General features: G+C 66.8%; 17 protein-coding genes. 12 read left to right on the plus strand and 5 right to left on the minus strand.

The genetic code is table 11. The features are described 5' to 3' along the window. Window positions 1–43: 43 nt before the first annotated feature. The 5 genes from smc to ACZK08_RS12670 all read right to left on the minus strand — a co-directional run bounded on the left by smc (window position 44) and on the right by ACZK08_RS12670 (window position 5560). Entirely contained in the window at window positions 44–3547 is a 3504-nt protein-coding gene (smc, locus tag ACZK08_RS12650) for a chromosome segregation protein SMC (RefSeq protein ID WP_065182901.1), read from the minus strand. Between the two features lie 235 nt (window positions 3548–3782). Beyond that, window positions 3783–4232 carry a 50S ribosomal protein L9 gene (rplI, locus tag ACZK08_RS12655; RefSeq protein WP_053515452.1) on the minus strand — a complete coding sequence of 150 codons (450 nt, stop codon included), beginning with the start codon at window positions 4230–4232 and terminating at the stop codon, window positions 3783–3785. A gap of 104 nt (window positions 4233–4336) precedes the next feature. Next, complete coding sequence (gene rpsR, locus ACZK08_RS12660) at window positions 4337–4567, minus strand: 30S ribosomal protein S18 (RefSeq protein ID WP_002804494.1); 231 nt, start codon at window positions 4565–4567, stop codon at window positions 4337–4339. A gap of 11 nt (window positions 4568–4578) precedes the next feature. After that, on the minus strand, window positions 4579–5016 hold the full coding sequence (gene rpsF, locus ACZK08_RS12665; RefSeq protein WP_053515451.1) for a 30S ribosomal protein S6: 438 nt from the start codon (window positions 5014–5016) through the stop codon (window positions 4579–4581). Window positions 5017–5221: 205 nt separating this feature from the next. Next, on the minus strand, window positions 5222–5560 hold the full coding sequence (locus ACZK08_RS12670) for a HesB/IscA family protein (RefSeq protein ID WP_053515449.1): 339 nt from the start codon (window positions 5558–5560) through the stop codon (window positions 5222–5224). Window positions 5561–5687: 127 nt separating this feature from the next. On the opposite strand from ACZK08_RS12670, the gene asnS reads away from it, so the two are divergent. From asnS to ACZK08_RS12730, 12 genes are all read left to right on the plus strand, one after another. Continuing rightward, window positions 5688–7082 (plus strand): asparagine--tRNA ligase, encoded by a 1395-nt coding sequence (gene asnS, locus ACZK08_RS12675; protein WP_065182902.1) that lies wholly within the window; start codon window positions 5688–5690, stop codon window positions 7080–7082. Between the two features lie 32 nt (window positions 7083–7114). Continuing rightward, window positions 7115–7414 carry a hypothetical protein gene (locus ACZK08_RS12680; protein ID WP_053515445.1) on the plus strand — a complete coding sequence of 100 codons (300 nt, stop codon included), beginning with the start codon at window positions 7115–7117 and terminating at the stop codon, window positions 7412–7414. 7 nt (window positions 7415–7421) lie between these two features. After that, window positions 7422–7736, plus strand: coding sequence for a hypothetical protein (locus ACZK08_RS12685; RefSeq protein WP_053515443.1), 315 nt, complete (start codon window positions 7422–7424; stop codon window positions 7734–7736). A gap of 10 nt (window positions 7737–7746) precedes the next feature. Further along, window positions 7747–8385, plus strand: a complete 639-nt coding sequence (locus tag ACZK08_RS12690) for an FMN-binding negative transcriptional regulator (RefSeq protein WP_065182903.1) — start codon at window positions 7747–7749, stop codon at window positions 8383–8385. Between the two features lie 70 nt (window positions 8386–8455). Next, on the plus strand, window positions 8456–9118 hold the full coding sequence (gene can, locus ACZK08_RS12695; RefSeq protein WP_053515439.1) for a carbonate dehydratase: 663 nt from the start codon (window positions 8456–8458) through the stop codon (window positions 9116–9118). 19 nt (window positions 9119–9137) lie between these two features. Beyond that, window positions 9138–9659 (plus strand): 3-hydroxyanthranilate 3,4-dioxygenase, encoded by a 522-nt coding sequence (locus tag ACZK08_RS12700; RefSeq protein ID WP_065182904.1) that lies wholly within the window; start codon window positions 9138–9140, stop codon window positions 9657–9659. Window positions 9660–9829: 170 nt separating this feature from the next. Next, window positions 9830–11104, plus strand: coding sequence for a kynureninase (gene kynU / locus ACZK08_RS12705; RefSeq protein WP_053515435.1), 1275 nt, complete (start codon window positions 9830–9832; stop codon window positions 11102–11104). 31 nt (window positions 11105–11135) lie between these two features. Beyond that, complete coding sequence (locus tag ACZK08_RS12710; protein WP_065182905.1) at window positions 11136–12503, plus strand: FAD-dependent oxidoreductase; 1368 nt, start codon at window positions 11136–11138, stop codon at window positions 12501–12503. Next, window positions 12503–13942 carry an exodeoxyribonuclease I gene (gene sbcB / locus ACZK08_RS12715; protein WP_065176050.1) on the plus strand — a complete coding sequence of 480 codons (1440 nt, stop codon included), beginning with the start codon at window positions 12503–12505 and terminating at the stop codon, window positions 13940–13942. Before ACZK08_RS12710 ends, sbcB begins: the two co-directional genes overlap by 1 nt. Then, on the plus strand, window positions 13939–14625 hold the full coding sequence (locus ACZK08_RS12720) for a DUF2461 domain-containing protein (protein WP_053515430.1): 687 nt from the start codon (window positions 13939–13941) through the stop codon (window positions 14623–14625). Before sbcB ends, ACZK08_RS12720 begins: the two co-directional genes overlap by 4 nt. After that, a complete protein-coding gene (locus ACZK08_RS12725; protein WP_053515428.1) occupies window positions 14625–15605 on the plus strand; it encodes an aldo/keto reductase in 981 nt (326 codons plus the stop codon). Before ACZK08_RS12720 ends, ACZK08_RS12725 begins: the two co-directional genes overlap by 1 nt. 41 nt (window positions 15606–15646) lie before the next feature. Then, the gene (locus ACZK08_RS12730) at window positions 15647–16198 is read left to right on the plus strand and encodes a DUF2939 domain-containing protein (protein ID WP_053515427.1); all 552 of its coding nucleotides are present in this window, start codon (window positions 15647–15649) and stop codon (window positions 16196–16198) included. Window positions 16199–16244 lie beyond the last annotated feature (46 nt).

The raw sequence follows: 16244 nt of genomic DNA on the forward strand, positions 1-16244 counted from the left end.
ATAGGTTCTCCGGCTAGTTCATTCAGGTAACTAGGATGGCACGTCAGGCCGCGCCCGCCAATCGCGCGGCCTCTTCCAGGTCCACGCTGACCAGGCGGCTGACGCCCGGCTCGCGCATGGTCACGCCCGACAGCTGCTGCGCGGCTTCCATCGTCGCCTTGTTGTGGCTGACGAACAGGAACTGCACCTTCTCGCTCATTTCCTTGACCATGTTGGCCAGGCGGCCCACGTTGGCCTCGTCCAGCGGTGCGTCCACTTCGTCCAGCAGGCAGAACGGCGCCGGATTGAGCTGGAAGATCGCGAACACCAGCGCCACCGCGGTCATCGCCTTCTCGCCGCCGGACAGCAGCGAGATGCTGGATACGCGCTTGCCCGGCGGACGCGCCATGATGGTCACGCCGGTGTCGAGCAGATCTTCACCGGTCAGTTCCAGATAGGCATGGCCACCGCCGAACAGGCGCGGATAGAGGGCCTGCACACCGGCGTTGACCCGGTCGAACGTATCCTTGAATCGGCCGCGGGTTTCGCGGTCGATCTTGCGGATGGCGTCTTCCAGGGTCTCCAGCGCCGTGGTCAGGTCCACATGCTGCGAATCGAGATACTCCGACCGCTGCGATGCCTCGCCATACTCGTGGATCGCCGCCAGGTTGACCGGCTCCAGCCGGCGCATGCGACCGTCGATCTGGTGCACGGCCTGCTCCCAGTCTCCCAGGCGGGCGTCCTCGGGCAATGCGTTGAGCAGGTCCGCCATCACGAAGCCGGCCTTCTCCACCGCAGCCTGCAGGGTGTCAGCACTGAGCACCAGGGCCTGCTGGTCCAGCTTCCGCTGGGAAATACGCTCGCGCTGCGCCAGCGCCTGCTCATCACGCTGGTGGCGCGTCTGTTCGAAATTGCGCAGCTCGGCGTCGATGCCATCAAGCAGAGTACGCGCTTCGGCCAGCACACGGTCGGCACGCACGCGCTCTTCCAGCGCATTCTGGTGCTCGGCCTGCAGCGATTCGACCGGCGAATCACCCTCGTCCAGCTGCGAATGCAGTTCGCCCAGGCGCGAATCCAGCTGCCCGCGCTGGGTGCTCATGCGCTCCAGCGCCTGGCTCAGCGATGCCACCTGTGCGCGCTGCGATTCCAGGGTCAGTGCCAGCGAATGCGAGCGTTCGCGCACCGCCCGTGCGGCTTCGCGGGCGAGGTCGCGTGCTTCGGCCAGCTGCCGGCGTTCGCTTTCCAGGGCCTGCCGGGTCGATTCCAGGTCGCCCATGCTGCTGACGGCACTCTCCAGCCGCGAACGTGCCTCGCGCGCCTGCTCACGGTTGACCTCGAGGGTCTCCAGCAGTTGGCTCAGCTCTCCTTCGATGCGATCGATGCGCGTGCGTGCGGCCTCCACCTTTCCCTGCTGGCCCTGAAGCTGACCCGCCAGCTCGGATACCGCACGATGCGCGAGGTACAGCGCCCGTTGCGCATCTTCGCGTTGCTGTTCGGCGGCCAGCAGCTGCTCGCGGAAGCCGGACAGCTGATCTTCCAGCTCGACCTCGCGGTTCTGCAGCTGTTCGATCTGCTCGCGCAGCTCATTGATCTCGCGCTCGCGCAGCAGCGCACCCTGCTTGGCCGCACCGGAGCGCGACACGCGCACCCAGCCCTGGCCGAGACGCTCGCCGCGCTGGGTGATGATCGAATCACCGGCGGGCAGCCGGGCCTGCAGGGCACGGGCCTCGTCCAGATCCCGCGCGCCATGCAGATGCGCCAGCAGGCGTCGGATCGCCGTCGGTCCGCGCACGCGCGCGGCCAGCGATGTCGCGGCGACGTCCAGATCACTGGCATCGTCAGACACCAGTGCGATGCGGCCTTCGCCCAGTTCGCCCAGCGCATCGACCAGGCCTGCCGGGTCGTCCACCAGCACGCCTTCGATCAGCTGGCCGAGGGCGCTTTCCACTGCATTTTCCCAACCGGCATCGACATCCAGGCGCTCGCCCACGCGCGCGGCCGAATCCAGCCCGCGCGCCTTCAACCAGGCAACCGCGGCGCCCTGCTCCTGGCCGAGTGCGGCCTGCTGCAGGGTTTCCAGCGATGCCAGGCGACCGCGCAGGCCATTGACCTGCTTGCGCAGTTCGGCCAGTTCGTTCTGACCGTTGCGCTGCTGTTCCTGCACGGTGGCCACGCCCTGCTTGCGCTGCTCGACCTGTTCGCTCAGCTCGTCCAGTGCGGTCTTCTGCGTGTCGTGCTGCAGGTGCAGCTGCTCGAAGGCTTCTTCCAGCGCGTCCACGTCCAGCCCGGCACGCTCGGCGGCCAGCGCCTCGCGACGCCGGTCGGCATCGAGGATCTGCTGGTCCAGGTAGTCCACGCGGGTGCGCTCGACATCGCCGGCGCGCGAGGCTTCGGAACTCTGTGATGTGTGCTGTTCCCAGCGGTGCTGCCAGTCGGCCAGGCGGGCTTCGGCCTCGCGCAGGCTTTCCTGCTTGATCTCGTTCTCTTCCTGCAGCGCCTCCAGCTGCGGGGTCGCGGCGTCCACCGCCTCGCGCAGCACCATCAGCTTGGCCTCGTCGCCACTGATGTGCTGGCCCAGCTCGGCCAATGCCTGCCGCGTCTCGTCGCGGGCCTTGTGCAGGCGCTGCGACAGCTCGCGCTGGTGCTGGATCTGCTGCTCCAGTCGGGCCAAGGTACTACCGACCTGGTAGACCGCGGCCTGCGCGGTATTGAGTGCGTCGGCCGCTTCCTCGCGGCGCATGCGCGAGGTCTCGATGCGGGCCTCGGCGTCGCGCTGGTCCGCGATCAGCTGCTGAAGCCGGGTTTCTTCCTGCGACAGGCCCTCGCGAAGCTTCGACAGGCGCCCATCGAGGCCTCGGAACTCCAGCGCCTTCCACTCGGCATCCTTGACCCTGCGCTCTTCCTGCAACGCCTGGTACTGCTCCGCCTGCCGGGCCTGGCGCTTGAGGTGCTCGAGCTGCTTGCTGATCTCCTCACGCAGGTCGCCCAGGCGATCAAGGTTCTCGCGGGTGTGGCGGATGCGGGTTTCGGTTTCCTTGCGCCGCTCCTTGTACTTGGAGATTCCGGCCGCCTCTTCCAGGTAGACGCGCAGATCCTCGGGACGCGCCTCGATGATCTGGCTGATCATGCCCTGTTCGATGATCGAGTAGCTGCGCGGGCCCAGGCCGGTCCCCAGGAAAAGATCGGTGATGTCGCGGCGGCGGCACTTGGTGCCGTTGAGGTAGTAGTTGCTGGTGCCGTCGCGGCTGACCGTGCGCTTGACCGAGATCTCGTTGAACGAGGCGTACTCGCCGGAGATGGTGTGGTCGGAGTTGTCGAAGATCAGCTCGACCGTGGCCTGCGAGACGGGCTTGCGGGCGTTGGAACCGGAGAAGATCACGTCGGTCAGCGAGTCGCCGCGCAGGCGGCTGGCCGAACTCTCGCCCATGACCCAGCGCACGGCGTCGATGATGTTCGACTTGCCGCAGCCATTGGGCCCCACCACGCCGGTCATGTTGGTCGGCAGATGCAGGGTGGTCGGATCGACGAAAGACTTGAAGCCGGACAGCTTGATCGTGGAAAGACGCATAGGGGTTCCGGACTGGGGCCGGCAAGCGGCCTGCGTTTACCCTCCAAGTCATTGATCCTGCTGGGATCGCCGACCGTGGAACGGGTGTGACGCCCTGAGTATACCGATGTGGCCGTGTTCTACGAATGGGCGTGGAACATCGGGGCCCGCGCGCCTGCCGGGCGGGCCGACAAAACAAAACGGGCACCCTCGCGGGCGCCCGTTCTGCGGTGATGCCAGGCCTTGCGGCGTGGGATCAGGCTTCGGCTTCGACGACGACCTTGACGGTGGTCTCGACGTCGGCGTGCAGGTGGATCAGCACGTCGTACTCGCCGATGTTGCGGAACGCGCCTTCGCCCAGGATGACTTCGCTCTTTTCCAGCGGCAGGCCGGCGGCGGTGAAGGCCTCGGCGATGTCGCGCGGGCCGACCGAGCCGTACAGCTTGCCTTCGGTCGAAGCATTGGCGGCGATGGTGACGCTCGCGCCTTCCAGCTTCGCCTTGCGGGCTTCAGCCTCGGCGTGGATGGACTGGGCCTTGGCTTCGTACTCGGCGCGCTTGGCTTCGAACTCTGCCTTGTTGCTCTCGGTGGCCGGCACGGCCTTGCCCTGCGGCACGAGGAAGTTGCGGCCGTAGCCCGGCTTGACGGTGACCAGGTCACCCAGGTTGCCGAGGTTGGTGACCTTCTGCAGGAGGATCAGCTGCATGGTTTTACTCCAGATAAGTTATTCGTTAGCGAGGCGATGCCCCGCAACAAAGGCTGTCCGAATAGCTGGCACAACGGGGCGGCACGGGGCCACCCCGCCGGGCATCAGACGTCGTGGTTGTCGGTGTACGGAATCAGGGCCAGGAAGCGAGCGCGCTTGACGGCGGTCGCCAGCTGACGCTGGTACTTCGACTTGGTACCGGTGACGCGGCTCGGCACGATCTTGCCGTTCTCGGTCAGGTACTGGCGCAGGGTGTTGAGATCCTTGTAGTCGATCTCCTTGACACCTTCAGCCGTGAACTTGCAGAACTTGCGGCGACGGAAGAACTTGGACATGGGAAGGCTCCTTAGGCGGCGGAAGCGGCGTCTTCGCCGGCTTCGTTGTCAGCGGTGGTGGTGGACTCGCCTTCTTCGTCGTCACGACGACGGCGCTCACCGCGCTCCGGCTTGTCACCCTTCTCGTCCTTGCTCTTCATGATCAGCGACTGCTCGGTGTCAGCCTCGTCACGCTTGATGACCAGGTTGCGCAGCACGGCGTCGTTGAAGCGGAAGCTTTCGGTCAGCTCGTTCAGCACGGCCTGGTCGGCTTCGATGTTCAGCAGCACGTAGTGCGCCTTCACCAGGTTCTGGATCGGGTATGCCAGCTGGCGGCGGCCCCAGTCTTCCAGACGGTGGATGGTGCCGTTGCCGTTCTCGACCAGCGACTTGTAGCGCTCGATCATGGCCGGGACCTGCTCGCTCTGGTCCGGGTGGACCATGAACACGATTTCGTAATGACGACTCATGTTTTTTCTACCTTTCGGATGTGGCCTTGCGGCCGGACAGCCCCCCGCCGTTGAGACCGCGGTGGGGCAAGGGTTCCCGCCAGGAAGGCAGGAAGCCGCGCATTATGGCGCAGATGGGGCGGCCGGGCAACCGTGGCCGAACCTGAACCCGGCAGCACCGGGACCTGCCCGAGGACCGGCCGGCAGGCCCCCGGGGAAGCGGCCCTCAGGCCTTGTCGGCGTCGGTGGTGAAGCTCTCGCCGCAGCCGCACTCGGCGGTCGCGTTCGGGTTGCTGAACGTGAAGGTCTCGCTCAGGCCGTGCTTGCCGAAGTCGATCACGGTGCCGTCGACCAGGGCCAGGCTCTGTGCATCGACGTAGATCTTCACGCCGTCCTGGTCGAAGACCGTATCGCCCTCGCGCTCGTCACGGGCCAGGTCGGTCACGTGGCCCCAGCCGGAGCAGCCGGTCTTGGTCACGCCGAAGCGCAGGCCCAGCGCGCCCGGGGTCTGGGCGACGAAGCGCTGCACGCGCTCGAAGGCAATGGGGGTCAGGCTGACAGCCATGGGACTACTCCAGAGGAACAGGGACATTATAGGGAGGTTGGGCCGCAGAAATGCCTCGCAAGCAGAACGCTGCAACCGGTAAACTCCCGTGTTCACAGATCGAGTCGATCAGCAGAGGATTCAAGTCATGACGGTGGTCAGCGTTGAACATGCGCTTGCCGGGAAGATCCCGGAAGGCGGCGAAGTCACGGTACGCGGATGGGTGCGCACGGTGCGCGGTTCAGCGAATCTGGCCTTCGTGAATGTGACCGACGGCTCCTGCTTCGCCCCGATCCAGGTCGTAGCCAACGACACCCTGGTCAACTTCGACGAGATCAAGCGCCTCACCACCGGCTGCTCGCTGGTGGCCACCGGCATCCTGGTGAAATCGCAGGGCAAGGGCCAGTCGTTCGAGATCCAGGCCAGTGCGGTCGAAGTGGTCGGCTGGGTCGAAGACCCGCTCACCTACCCGATCCAGCCCAAGCCGATGACGCCGGAGTTCCTGCGTGAAGTGGCGCACCTGCGCCCGCGCACCAACCTGTTCGGCGCGGTCACCCGCATCCGCAACTGCCTGGCCCAGGCCGTGCACCGCTTCTTCCACGAGAACGGTTTCAACTGGATCAGCACCCCGATCATCACCACCTCCGACGCCGAAGGCGCCGGCCAGATGTTCCGTGTGTCCACGCTGGACATGGTGAACCTGCCGCGCGATGAGAAGGGCGCGATCGATTTCAGCCGCGACTTCTTCGGCAAGGAGACGTTCCTGACCGTGTCCGGCCAGCTGAACGTCGAGGCCTACTGCCTGGCCCTGAGCAAGGTGTATACCTTCGGCCCGACCTTCCGCGCCGAGAACAGCCACACCACCCGCCATCTGGCGGAGTTCTGGATGATCGAGCCGGAGATCGCCTTCGCCGACCTGGCCGAAGATGCGCGCCTGGCCGAGGAGTTCCTCAAGTACCTGTTCCGCGCGGTGCTGAACGAGCGCAGCGATGATCTGGCCTTCATCGCCGAACGCGTGGACAAGAACGCGATCACCAAGCTGGAAGACTTCATCAACGCGCCGTTCGAGCGCATCGACTACACCGATGCGGTCAGCCTGCTGCAGAAGTCTGGCCGGAAGTTCGACTTCCCGGTCGAATGGGGCCTGGACCTGCAGACCGAACACGAGCGCTGGCTGACCGAGGAACACGTCGGCCGCCCGGTGGTGGTGACCAACTACCCCGAGCACATCAAGGCGTTCTACATGCGCCTGAACGACGACGGCAAGACGGTCGCCGCGATGGACGTGCTGGCGCCGGGCATCGGCGAGATCATCGGTGGCAGCCAGCGCGAAGAGCGCCTGGACGTGCTGGACGCGCGCATGGCCCAGTTCGGCCTGGACCGTGAGCATTACAGCTGGTACCGCGATTTCCGTCGCTACGGCTCGGTGCCGCACGCCGGCTTCGGCCTGGGCTTCGAGCGCCTGGTGGTGTATGTCTGCGGCCTGTCCAACATCCGCGATGCGATTCCTTACCCGCGCGCTCCCGGCAGCGCGGACTTCTAAGCCCCACCACCGACCACGGAGGTACTGCCCCCATGACCCTGTTCTTCGCCCTCTGCTTTGTCGGCGTCGCAGTGGCCGGGTTCAGTGCCTTCGTGATCTTCTGGCCGCTGACCCTGGTGCACGTGCGTGACCGCCATCCGGCGCTGGCACAGCGCTTCGGCAGCGGCGCCTTCCTCAAGCCCGATGCCCTGGCCTGGCTGCTGCGCCGCGACTACCGGCAGCAGCCGGATCGCTCGCTGTCCGGGTTGGCCACGCCCGCCTGGGTTTCGCTGCTGACCCTGCTGGCCGGACTGGGCATGGCCGCCCTGCTCTGGCTGGCTTCGCTCTGGTAACGCATACATGAACGATCTCTCCGCCCCGCACGACAGCTGGTGGCTGGCCAGCCTCGGCAACACCCTGATCTGGGCCCGCCTGCGCGTGCGCCCGGCCGGCACGGCCGAAGTGCTCGACAGTGATGGCAACACCCTCAGCTACGACAGCGAGGACACTGCCCGCGCGCAGCTGTTCGACGCCGATTTCGTCGAATTCGACGGCCTGGACGAAGAAGACGCGCTGGTGCGCGGCTTCAGCCTGCATGAGGTGCAGCCACCGCACGCCGACAGCGACGAGGGCCTGCGTGGCCGCATGGTGCAATCGCTGGGCGGGCGCGCCTGAGCCCAGGCCGATGTTCACTCCGCGCGCCTTCGCCGAGACCGATCTGATCTGGCTGGACCGCCTGCTGGCGCGCGATCCGTTCGTCACCGTGCTCACCACCGGTGACGACGGCCTGCCCGAGCTGACCCGCGTGCCGGTGCTGTACCGGCGTGATGGCCAGCGCATCGAACTGCGCGGCCACTGGGCGCGGGCCAACCCGCAGTCGCGTCGCGAAGGCACCGCCAAGGTGCTGGTCGATGGCCCGCATGGCTACGTCTCGGCCAGCTGGTATCCGGACAAGGAACCGGCGGCACGCGTTCCGACCTGGAACTATGCCGCTGCCGAGCTGCGCGGACAGCTGCAGCCGTTCGACGGCACCGATGCGCTGGCCCAGCTGGTCGGCGACATTAGCGACCGCTTTGAGGCCAGCGTCGGCCAGCAGTGGCGGTTCGAGGCTGACCGTCCCGAACACGGCCCGGAGCTGCGCGCCATCGTCGGGTTCCACTTCCACGTCGAACAGGTACAGCTGAAACTGAAGCTCAGCCAGAACCATCCTGATGCCAACCAGCAGGCGGTGATCGACGCGTTGGATCGCCTGCACACCCCTCCTTCCACCGAACTGGCGCAGTGGATGCGCTGGTTCCGCGATGAGGCCGCCGCCGGCGGCTGAACGCACCGACTCCCGCGACGACGCGGCCGGACAGCCGCGACTTGCCCCCACCGAGGTCAGGGACCCGAACATGAAAGACATCCACAAGCTGCTGCAGAACAACCGCGACTGGGCCGACCGCATCGAGAAGGAAGATCCCGAGTTCTTCCATCAGCTGGCCAAGCAGCAGCACCCGGAATACCTGTGGATCGGCTGCTCCGATTCGCGCGTGCCGGCCAACCAGATCATCGGCATGGCACCGGGCGAAGTGTTCGTGCATCGCAACGTCGCCAACGTGGTCGCCCACACCGACCTGAACTGCCTGAGCGTGGTGCAGTACGCGGTGGACCAGCTGAAGGTGAAGCACATCCTCATCGTGGGCCACTACGGTTGCGGCGGCGTGCATGCCTGCCTGCACAACACCCGCGTCGGCCTGGCGGACAACTGGCTGCGCCACGTCGGCGACGTGATGCAGAAGCACGCGGCGATCATCGATGCGCTGGAGACCGACGAGCTGCGTCATGCCCGCCTGTGCGAGCTGAATGTCATCGAGCAGGTCGCCAACCTGTGCCGCTCGACCATCGTGCAGGACGCCTGGGCACGCGGCCAGAAGCTGATGGTGCATGGCTGGGTCTACAGCCTGAAGGATGGCCGCGTGCGCGAAATGGGCATCGATGTGGGCTCGCCGGAAGATCTGCAGCCGGCTTACGAGAAAGCGCTTTCCTATGTCCCCCGCAAGGGCAAGCGCGACTGATCCCCCACGGAGCCCGACCATGCTCGCCTCGCCGATCAACCTGCACGCCTGGATCGAAGAACATCGTCACCTGCTGAAACCGCCGGTGGGCAACAAGATGATCGACAACGGCGACTTCATCGTCATGGTGGTCGGCGGGCCGAACTCGCGCACCGATTATCACTACGACGAAGGGCCCGAGTGGTTCTACCAGCTCGAAGGCGAGATGGTGCTGAAGGTCCAGGAGGATGGCGCGGTCCGCGACATCCCGATCCGTGCCGGCGAGATCTTCCTGCTGCCGGCGAAGGTGCCGCACTCGCCGCGCCGGCCACCGGGCGGCGTCGGGCTGGTCGTGGAGCGCAGGCGGCTGCCGCACGAGGTGGACGGTGTGATCTGGCATTGCGAGCGCTGCAACCACAAGCTGCATGAGGAGTTCTTCGCGCTGCAGAACATCGAAACCGACCTGCCCAAGGTCTTCGCGCGTTACCACGCCAGCCTGGAACTGCGTACCTGCAGCAAATGCGGCCACATCGACCCGTTGCCGGCACCGGCGGCGGACTGATCGATCGCCGGGTATGGCGATTGCTGATGCATCCGCCGGGCATGGCCCGGCCATGGCCGATGCGCGTGATCTCCGGGTAGCGCCGGGCCATGCCCGGCGAGCGTACTGCGCGGCATCACGCAGGCCCCAGGCGCTACACTGGCAGCCCCGTTGCAGCCTGTTGCCCGACCATGTCCGACCTGCTGAACCGCACCCATGCCATCGCTCTCGACGCCGCAGATCCGTTGCGTCCGCTGCGCAGTGAATTCCTGATTCCGCGCCACGGCGGTGGCGAGCAGACCTACTTCGTGGGCAACTCGCTGGGACTGCAGCCGCGCGGCGCACAGGCGGCGGTGCAGGAAGTGATGAAGCAGTGGGCTGAACTGGCAGTGGAAGGCCACTTCACCGGCCCCACCCAATGGCTGTCCTACCACCGCCTGGTCAGCACGCAGCTGGCGCGGGTGGTCGGTGCGCTGCCCAGCGAAGTGGTGGCGATGAACACGCTGAGCGTGAACCTGCACCTGATGATGGTCAGCTTCTACCGGCCGACCCGGGAACGACCGGTGATCCTGATGGAAGCCGGCGCCTTCCCGACGGACCGTCACGCGGTGGAAGCGCAGATCCGTTTCCATGGCTTCGACCCGGCCGACTGCCTGGTGGAGGTGCAGCCGGACGAAGCCAGCGGCACGATCTCGATGACCGCGATCGAACGCGCGATCGCCACGCATGGCCCTCGCCTGGCTCTGGTGCTGTGGCCAGGCGTGCAGTACCGCACCGGCCAGGCCTTCGACCTCGATGCGATCACCCGCGCCGCACGCCTGCAGGGCGCGCGCATCGGCTTCGACCTGGCGCATTCGGTCGGCAACCTGCCCCTGCGCCTGCACGATGTGGCGCCGGACTTTGCCGTGTGGTGCCATTACAAGTACCTCAACAGCGGCCCGGGGGCCGTCGCCGGGGCGTTCGTGCACGAGCGTCACCACCGTGACAGCACCCTGCCACGCTTCGCCGGCTGGTGGGGCCATGACGAAGCCACCCGCTTCCAGATGTCCCCGCAGTTCACGCCCGCCACCGGCGCCGAAGGCTGGCAGCTGAGCAATCCGCCGATCCTCGGCCTGGCGCCGCTGCGCGCTTCACTGGACCTGTTCGAACGGGCCGGCATGGACGCCCTGCGCAGCAAGTCGCTGGCACTGACCGGCATGCTCGAAGCCCTGGTGCGCGCGCGCCTGGCCAACGTGCTCGACATCGTCACCCCGGCCGAGCCGGACCGGCGCGGCTGCCAGCTCTCGCTGCGGGTGATCGCCGGCCGCGAGCGTGGCCGCGCCCTGTTCGAGCACCTGCGCTCGGTCGGCGTGCTCGGCGACTGGCGCGAGCCGGATGTGATCCGCATCTCCCCCACCCCGCTCTACAACCGCTACCTGGACGTCCACCATTTCGTCGAGGAAGTGGAAGCCTGGGCCGGCCTCTGAGCCGGCACCTCCCCTCCTGCTGGACAGTTCGTTGATCGCACATGCCTCCCGCTCGTTGAGCATCATTGGTGCCGGCCTGGCCGGATCCCTGCTCGCCATCCTGCTGTCGCGGCAGGGCTGGCGGATCACGCTGTACGAACGCCGTGGTGACCCACGCGTGGCCGACTACGAAAGCGGCCGCTCGATCAACCTGGCGCTGGCCGAGCGCGGGCGCAACGCGCTGCGGCAGGCCGGCGTGGAGGACGAGGTGATGGCCCGCGCGGTGATGATGCGTGGACGCATGGTGCATCCGCGCGAAGGCGCCGCGCAGCTGCAGCGCTATGGCCGCGACGACAGCGAAGTGATCTGGTCGATCCATCGCAGGGACCTGAACACCACGCTGCTGACACTGGCCGAGCAGGCAGGTGCCACCGTAAATTTCCACCGCCGGCTGCATACCGTCGATTTCGATGCCGGCCATGCGCGCTTCATCGACGATCGCGACGACAGCCCGCACGATATCCACTTCGACAGCCTGATCGGCGCTGACGGCGCCGGCTCGGCGCTGCGCGCGGCGATGAACCGGCGCGCGCCGCTGGGCGAGGACATCGCCTTCCTCGATCACTCCTACAAGGAACTGGAGATTCCACCGGACCGTGATGGTGGCTTCCGCATCGAACGCAACGCATTGCACATCTGGCCACGGGGCCACTTCATGTGCATCGCCCTGCCCAATCACGAAGGCACGTTCACGGTCACCCTGTTCCTGCCCAACCAGGGCGAGCCCAGCTTCGCCACCGTCAATACCGGCGCCCAGGCCGAAGCCCTGTTCGCGCGCGAGTTCGCCGATGCGTTGCCGCTGATCCCCGACCTGCGCACGGACTGGGAGCAGCATCCGCCCGGCCTGCTCGGCACGCTGACGCTGGAGCGCTGGCACCAGCAGGGCCAGGCCGTGCTGATCGGTGATGCCGCGCATGCGATGGTGCCCTTCCACGGGCAGGGCATGAACTGCGCGTTCGAGGACTGCGTGGCACTGGCCCGCCATCTGATGGAAGCCGACGACCTGCAGAGCGCGTTCGCGGCCTTCGAGGAAGAACGCAAGCCGAACGCGCATGCGATCCAGCAGATGGCCCTGGAGAACTACCTGGAGATGCGTGATCGCGTCGCCGACCCGGCCTTCCTGCTGCAGCGCGAGCTGGAGCAGGCGCTTCAGCGTCGCTGGCCGACCCGCTTCGTACCGCACTACACCATGGTCACGTTCCTGCACACGCCCTACGCGGAGGCACTGCGCCGGACCGACATCCAGCGCGACATGCTGGTGGCCGCCACGATCGGCCATACGTCGCTGGAGAACATCGACTGGGCGGCTCTGGAGGCACAGATCCATGCCCGGCTGCCGGTTCTGGAGGGCGCACACTGATGGCTGACAGCTTCCTGTTCTACGACCTGGAAACCTTCGGCCAGGACCCACGGCGAACGCGCATCTCCCAGTTCGCGGCGATCCGCACCGATGCCGATCTGAACGAGATCGACACGCCGGTGAGTTTCTTCGTGCGTCCCGCCGACGATCTGCTGCCCTCGCCGATGGCCACCCTGGTCACCGGCATCACGCCGCAGCGGGCACTGGCTGAAGGCATCAGCGAAGCCGAAGCGTTCGACCGCATCAACGAACAGCTGTCGCGCCCGGGTACCTGTGCCCTGGGCTACAACACCCTGCGCTTCGACGACGAATTCATCCGCTACGGTCTGTTCCGCAACTTCCATGACCCCTACGAGCGCGAGTGGCGCAACGGCAACTCGCGCTGGGACCTGCTGGACATGCTGCGGCTGATGCGCGCCCTGCGTCCCGAAGGCATCCACTGGCCACTGCGCGAGGACGGCGCCACGTCGTTCAAGCTCGAGCACCTGGCCGAAGCCAACAATGTGCGCGATGGCGATGCGCACGAGGCGCTGTCGGACGTGCGCGCCACGATCGGCATGGCACGCCTGTTCAAGCAGTCGCAGCCGCGGTTGTGGGAGTACGCGTTGAAACTGCGCGACAAGCGTTTCGTCGGCAGCCTGCTGGACGTCGGCGCACTGAAGCCGGTGCTGCACATTTCCATGCGATACCCGGCCAGCCGGCTGTGCGCGGCTCCGGTGCTGCCGCTGGCGGTGCACCCGACGATCAACAACCGGGTGATCGTGTTCGATCTGGAAGGTGACATCGACGACCTGCTGCAGCTGCCAGCCGAGACGATCGCCGAGCGGCTCTACCTGCGCGCCAGCGAACTGCCCGAAGGCGTCGCCCGGGTGCCGCTGAAGGAAGTACATCTGAACAAGGTCCCGGCGCTGGTCGCCTGGAACCACCTGCGGCCCGACGATCACGCCCGCCTGGGCCTGGATGTCGCCGCCATCGAAGCCAAGGTCGAGCGGCTGCGTGCATTCGCGCCGCAACTGGCCGAGAAGGCACGGCAGGTGTACAACCAACCACGGGACGCCGTCGTGGCCGACGTCGATGCTTCGCTGTACGACGGCTTCCTCGGCAATGGCGACAAGCCACTGCTGGCCCTGGCGCGGACCACGCCGCCCGCAGAGCTGGCTGCGCTGGAAGGCCGCTTCCGCGATCCGCGCCTGCCCGAACTGCTGTTCCGCTATCGCGCCCGCAACCATCCCGACACCCTGGCACCGGCCGAGCGCCAGCGCTGGCAGGACTACCGCCGCCAGCGCCTGCTCGGTGACGGCCGCCTGGGCGAACTCAACCTGCCCCAGTACCAGCAGCAGCTCGATGCACTGGCCGCCGAGGCGCCGGACGACGATCGCCGCCTGGCCCTGCTGCAATCGCTGCGCGACTGGGGCCAGCATCTGCAGGAGAGCTTGTGAGCACCTATTTCAGCGACGCCAGTTTCAGGTTCCTGCGCAGCCTTGCGCGGCACAATGAAAAGGCCTGGTTCAACGACCATCGCCAGCAGTACGAAGACCATGTACGGCAGCCGTTCCTGCGCCTGCTGGGCGACCTGCAGCCCGCGCTGGCCGAGGTCAGCGCGCATTTCCGTGCCGATACCCGTGGCGTCGGTGGTTCGCTGTTCCGCATCCATCGCGATGCGCGCTTTTCAAACGACAAATCGCCGTACAAGACCTGGCAGGGCGCACGCCTGTTCCATGAACGCCGCCGCGAAGTGGCCGCTCCGTCGTTCTACGTGCATCTGCAGCCGGGCGAGAGCTTCGTCGGTGCCGGCCTGTGGCACCCCGAACCGGACACCCAGCGCCGCGTGCGCCATTTCATCCTGGACAACCCCGGCAGCTGGAAGGCCGCAGCGCATGCACCCGCCCTGCGCCGGCGTTTCGATTTCGAGCAGAGCGAGAAGCTGGTCAGGCCGCCGCGTGGCTTCCCCGCCGATTTCGAGTTCATCGACGATCTCAAGCATCGCAACTGGGTGATGTGGCGCTCGCTGGACGATGAGACGATGACCGGGCCGCGCCTGCTGTCCACGCTCGGCAAGGACCTGGCCGCGCTCGGCCCCTTCGTCGACTATCTGTGCGCAGCACTGGATCTGGAGTTCTGATGCCACTGGCCCGGCAACGCCGCCCGCTCGGCCGCACCGGCCTGTCCGTATCGCCGGTCGGGCTGGGCTGCTCGGGCTTCTGGGGCCATCGCCGCTTTGCCGAGCATGCCGCCGCAGCGATCGTCGAGCACGCGCTGGCCCAGGGCGTGAACCTGTTCGACACCGGCCACAACTACTCCGGCTTCCATGCCGAACCGCGCCTGGGCCGCATCCTGCGACCGCTGCTGGCCCGCTACCCGCGTGAGTCACTGGTCATCTCCAGCAAGGGCGGCACACTGACCGGACAGGCCGGCATCAGTGGCGCAGAACAGCGCGATTTCTCGCCTGCGGCCATCACCGCCAGCTGCGAAGCCTCGCTGCGCAACCTTGGCCTGGATTACCTGGACATCTACCAGCTGCATGGCGCCACCGCGCACGACATCAACGACGATCTGCTCGATGCGCTGCAGCGCCTGCGCGAACGTGGCCTGATCCGCGCCACCGGCATCAACACCCACTCAGCCTCGACGCTGCACTGGATGCTTGCGCATCCACAGGCATTCGACGTGGTCCTGCTGGACTACAACGCGCTGCAGCAGGATCGTGCGCCGCTGATCGACCAGCTGCATGCGGCCGGAATCGGCGTACTGGCAGGCACCGTGCTCGCACAGGGCCACCTGCTGCCCAGCCAGCCTCGCCGGCCGAGATTGGCCGATGCCTGGTACCTGGCGCGCGCGTGGCTCAAGCCCAGCAGCCGCCGTCTGATGCGCAGCGCACGTGCGATGCGCCGGGCCATTGCGGCGATCGACAGCCAGCGTCCGGCCCAGACTGCGTTTGCCTACGTTCTGGGCCACCCCGGCGTGGCCGCCGGCATCCTGGGCACTACCCGCGTCGGCAGTCTGGAGGAGGTGCTGGCCACGCGACCCGAAGCACTGCGCCCCGCCGACCGGCAACGCCTGGTCGCGGCCTATGGCGACGGCAGCGGTTCGCCCAGTCATTGAGTCTTCACCCCGCCCGGCCGCACTTGCGGCAGTCTGGCGGCATGAAGAAGCTCACTGCGATCGTGGTCCTGTTGGTGATTGCCCTGGCCGGCGTGTGGTTCGGCGGCCCCTACCTGACCATACACGGTCTGTCCAAGGCCATCGAACAGCGCGATACCGCCGCACTGGAACGCTACGTCGACTTTCCGCGCGTGCGCGTCAGCCTGCGTGCGCAACTCAATGATTACCTCGTGCGCCAGGCCGGCCCCGATGTGGCCAGCAGTCCGTTCGGCGCCCTGCTCTACGGCCTGGGCGACCAGCTTGGGGGCGCAGCGGTGGACACCCTGATGACCCCGACCGGCATCGGTGCGATGCTGCAGGGCCATGTGCTGTGGAAGCGTGGGCGCAACGAGCTGCAGGGCGGAGATGCCTTCGCGGCGACCGAACCGGCACGGCCTTTGAAGAACGCCCGCCACCGTTTCGAAGCGTTCGACCGCTTCGTCGTCGACGTTGATCGCGGCCCGGGCCAACCACCGTTGAAGGTCGTGCTGGAACCGCAAGGGCTGCGCTGGAAAGTGGTTGACGTGCAGTTGGGAATGGCCGGCACCCCATGATGCAGAACGCCGGGCGTGGCCCGGCGTTCCTACAGGTGCCGCTACG

This window comes from Stenotrophomonas sp. 112478_Sma, assembly GCF_056479905.1.

What these genes read in the sequence shown, in the direction of transcription:
- ACZK08_RS12730 (WP_053515427.1), top strand. Translation starts at nt 15,647, where the DNA reads ATGAAGAAGCTCACTGCGATCGTGGTCCTGTTGGTGATTGCCCTGGCC.
- asnS (WP_065182902.1), top strand. Translation starts at nt 5,688, where the DNA reads ATGACGGTGGTCAGCGTTGAACATGCGCTTGCCGGGAAGATCCCGGAA.
- sbcB (WP_065176050.1), top strand. Translation starts at nt 12,503, where the DNA reads ATGGCTGACAGCTTCCTGTTCTACGACCTGGAAACCTTCGGCCAGGAC.
- ACZK08_RS12685 (WP_053515443.1), top strand. Translation starts at nt 7,422, where the DNA reads ATGAACGATCTCTCCGCCCCGCACGACAGCTGGTGGCTGGCCAGCCTC.
- ACZK08_RS12680 (WP_053515445.1), top strand. Translation starts at nt 7,115, where the DNA reads ATGACCCTGTTCTTCGCCCTCTGCTTTGTCGGCGTCGCAGTGGCCGGG.
- smc (WP_065182901.1), bottom strand. Translation starts at nt 3,547, where the DNA reads ATGCGTCTTTCCACGATCAAGCTGTCCGGCTTCAAGTCTTTCGTCGAT.
- ACZK08_RS12725 (WP_053515428.1), top strand. Translation starts at nt 14,625, where the DNA reads ATGCCACTGGCCCGGCAACGCCGCCCGCTCGGCCGCACCGGCCTGTCC.
- rpsF (WP_053515451.1), bottom strand. Translation starts at nt 5,016, where the DNA reads ATGAGTCGTCATTACGAAATCGTGTTCATGGTCCACCCGGACCAGAGC.
- ACZK08_RS12670 (WP_053515449.1), bottom strand. Translation starts at nt 5,560, where the DNA reads ATGGCTGTCAGCCTGACCCCCATTGCCTTCGAGCGCGTGCAGCGCTTC.
- ACZK08_RS12700 (WP_065182904.1), top strand. Translation starts at nt 9,138, where the DNA reads ATGCTCGCCTCGCCGATCAACCTGCACGCCTGGATCGAAGAACATCGT.
- rplI (WP_053515452.1), bottom strand. Translation starts at nt 4,232, where the DNA reads ATGCAGCTGATCCTCCTGCAGAAGGTCACCAACCTCGGCAACCTGGGT.
- ACZK08_RS12690 (WP_065182903.1), top strand. Translation starts at nt 7,747, where the DNA reads ATGTTCACTCCGCGCGCCTTCGCCGAGACCGATCTGATCTGGCTGGAC.
- can (WP_053515439.1), top strand. Translation starts at nt 8,456, where the DNA reads ATGAAAGACATCCACAAGCTGCTGCAGAACAACCGCGACTGGGCCGAC.
- rpsR (WP_002804494.1), bottom strand. Translation starts at nt 4,567, where the DNA reads ATGTCCAAGTTCTTCCGTCGCCGCAAGTTCTGCAAGTTCACGGCTGAA.
- kynU (WP_053515435.1), top strand. Translation starts at nt 9,830, where the DNA reads ATGTCCGACCTGCTGAACCGCACCCATGCCATCGCTCTCGACGCCGCA.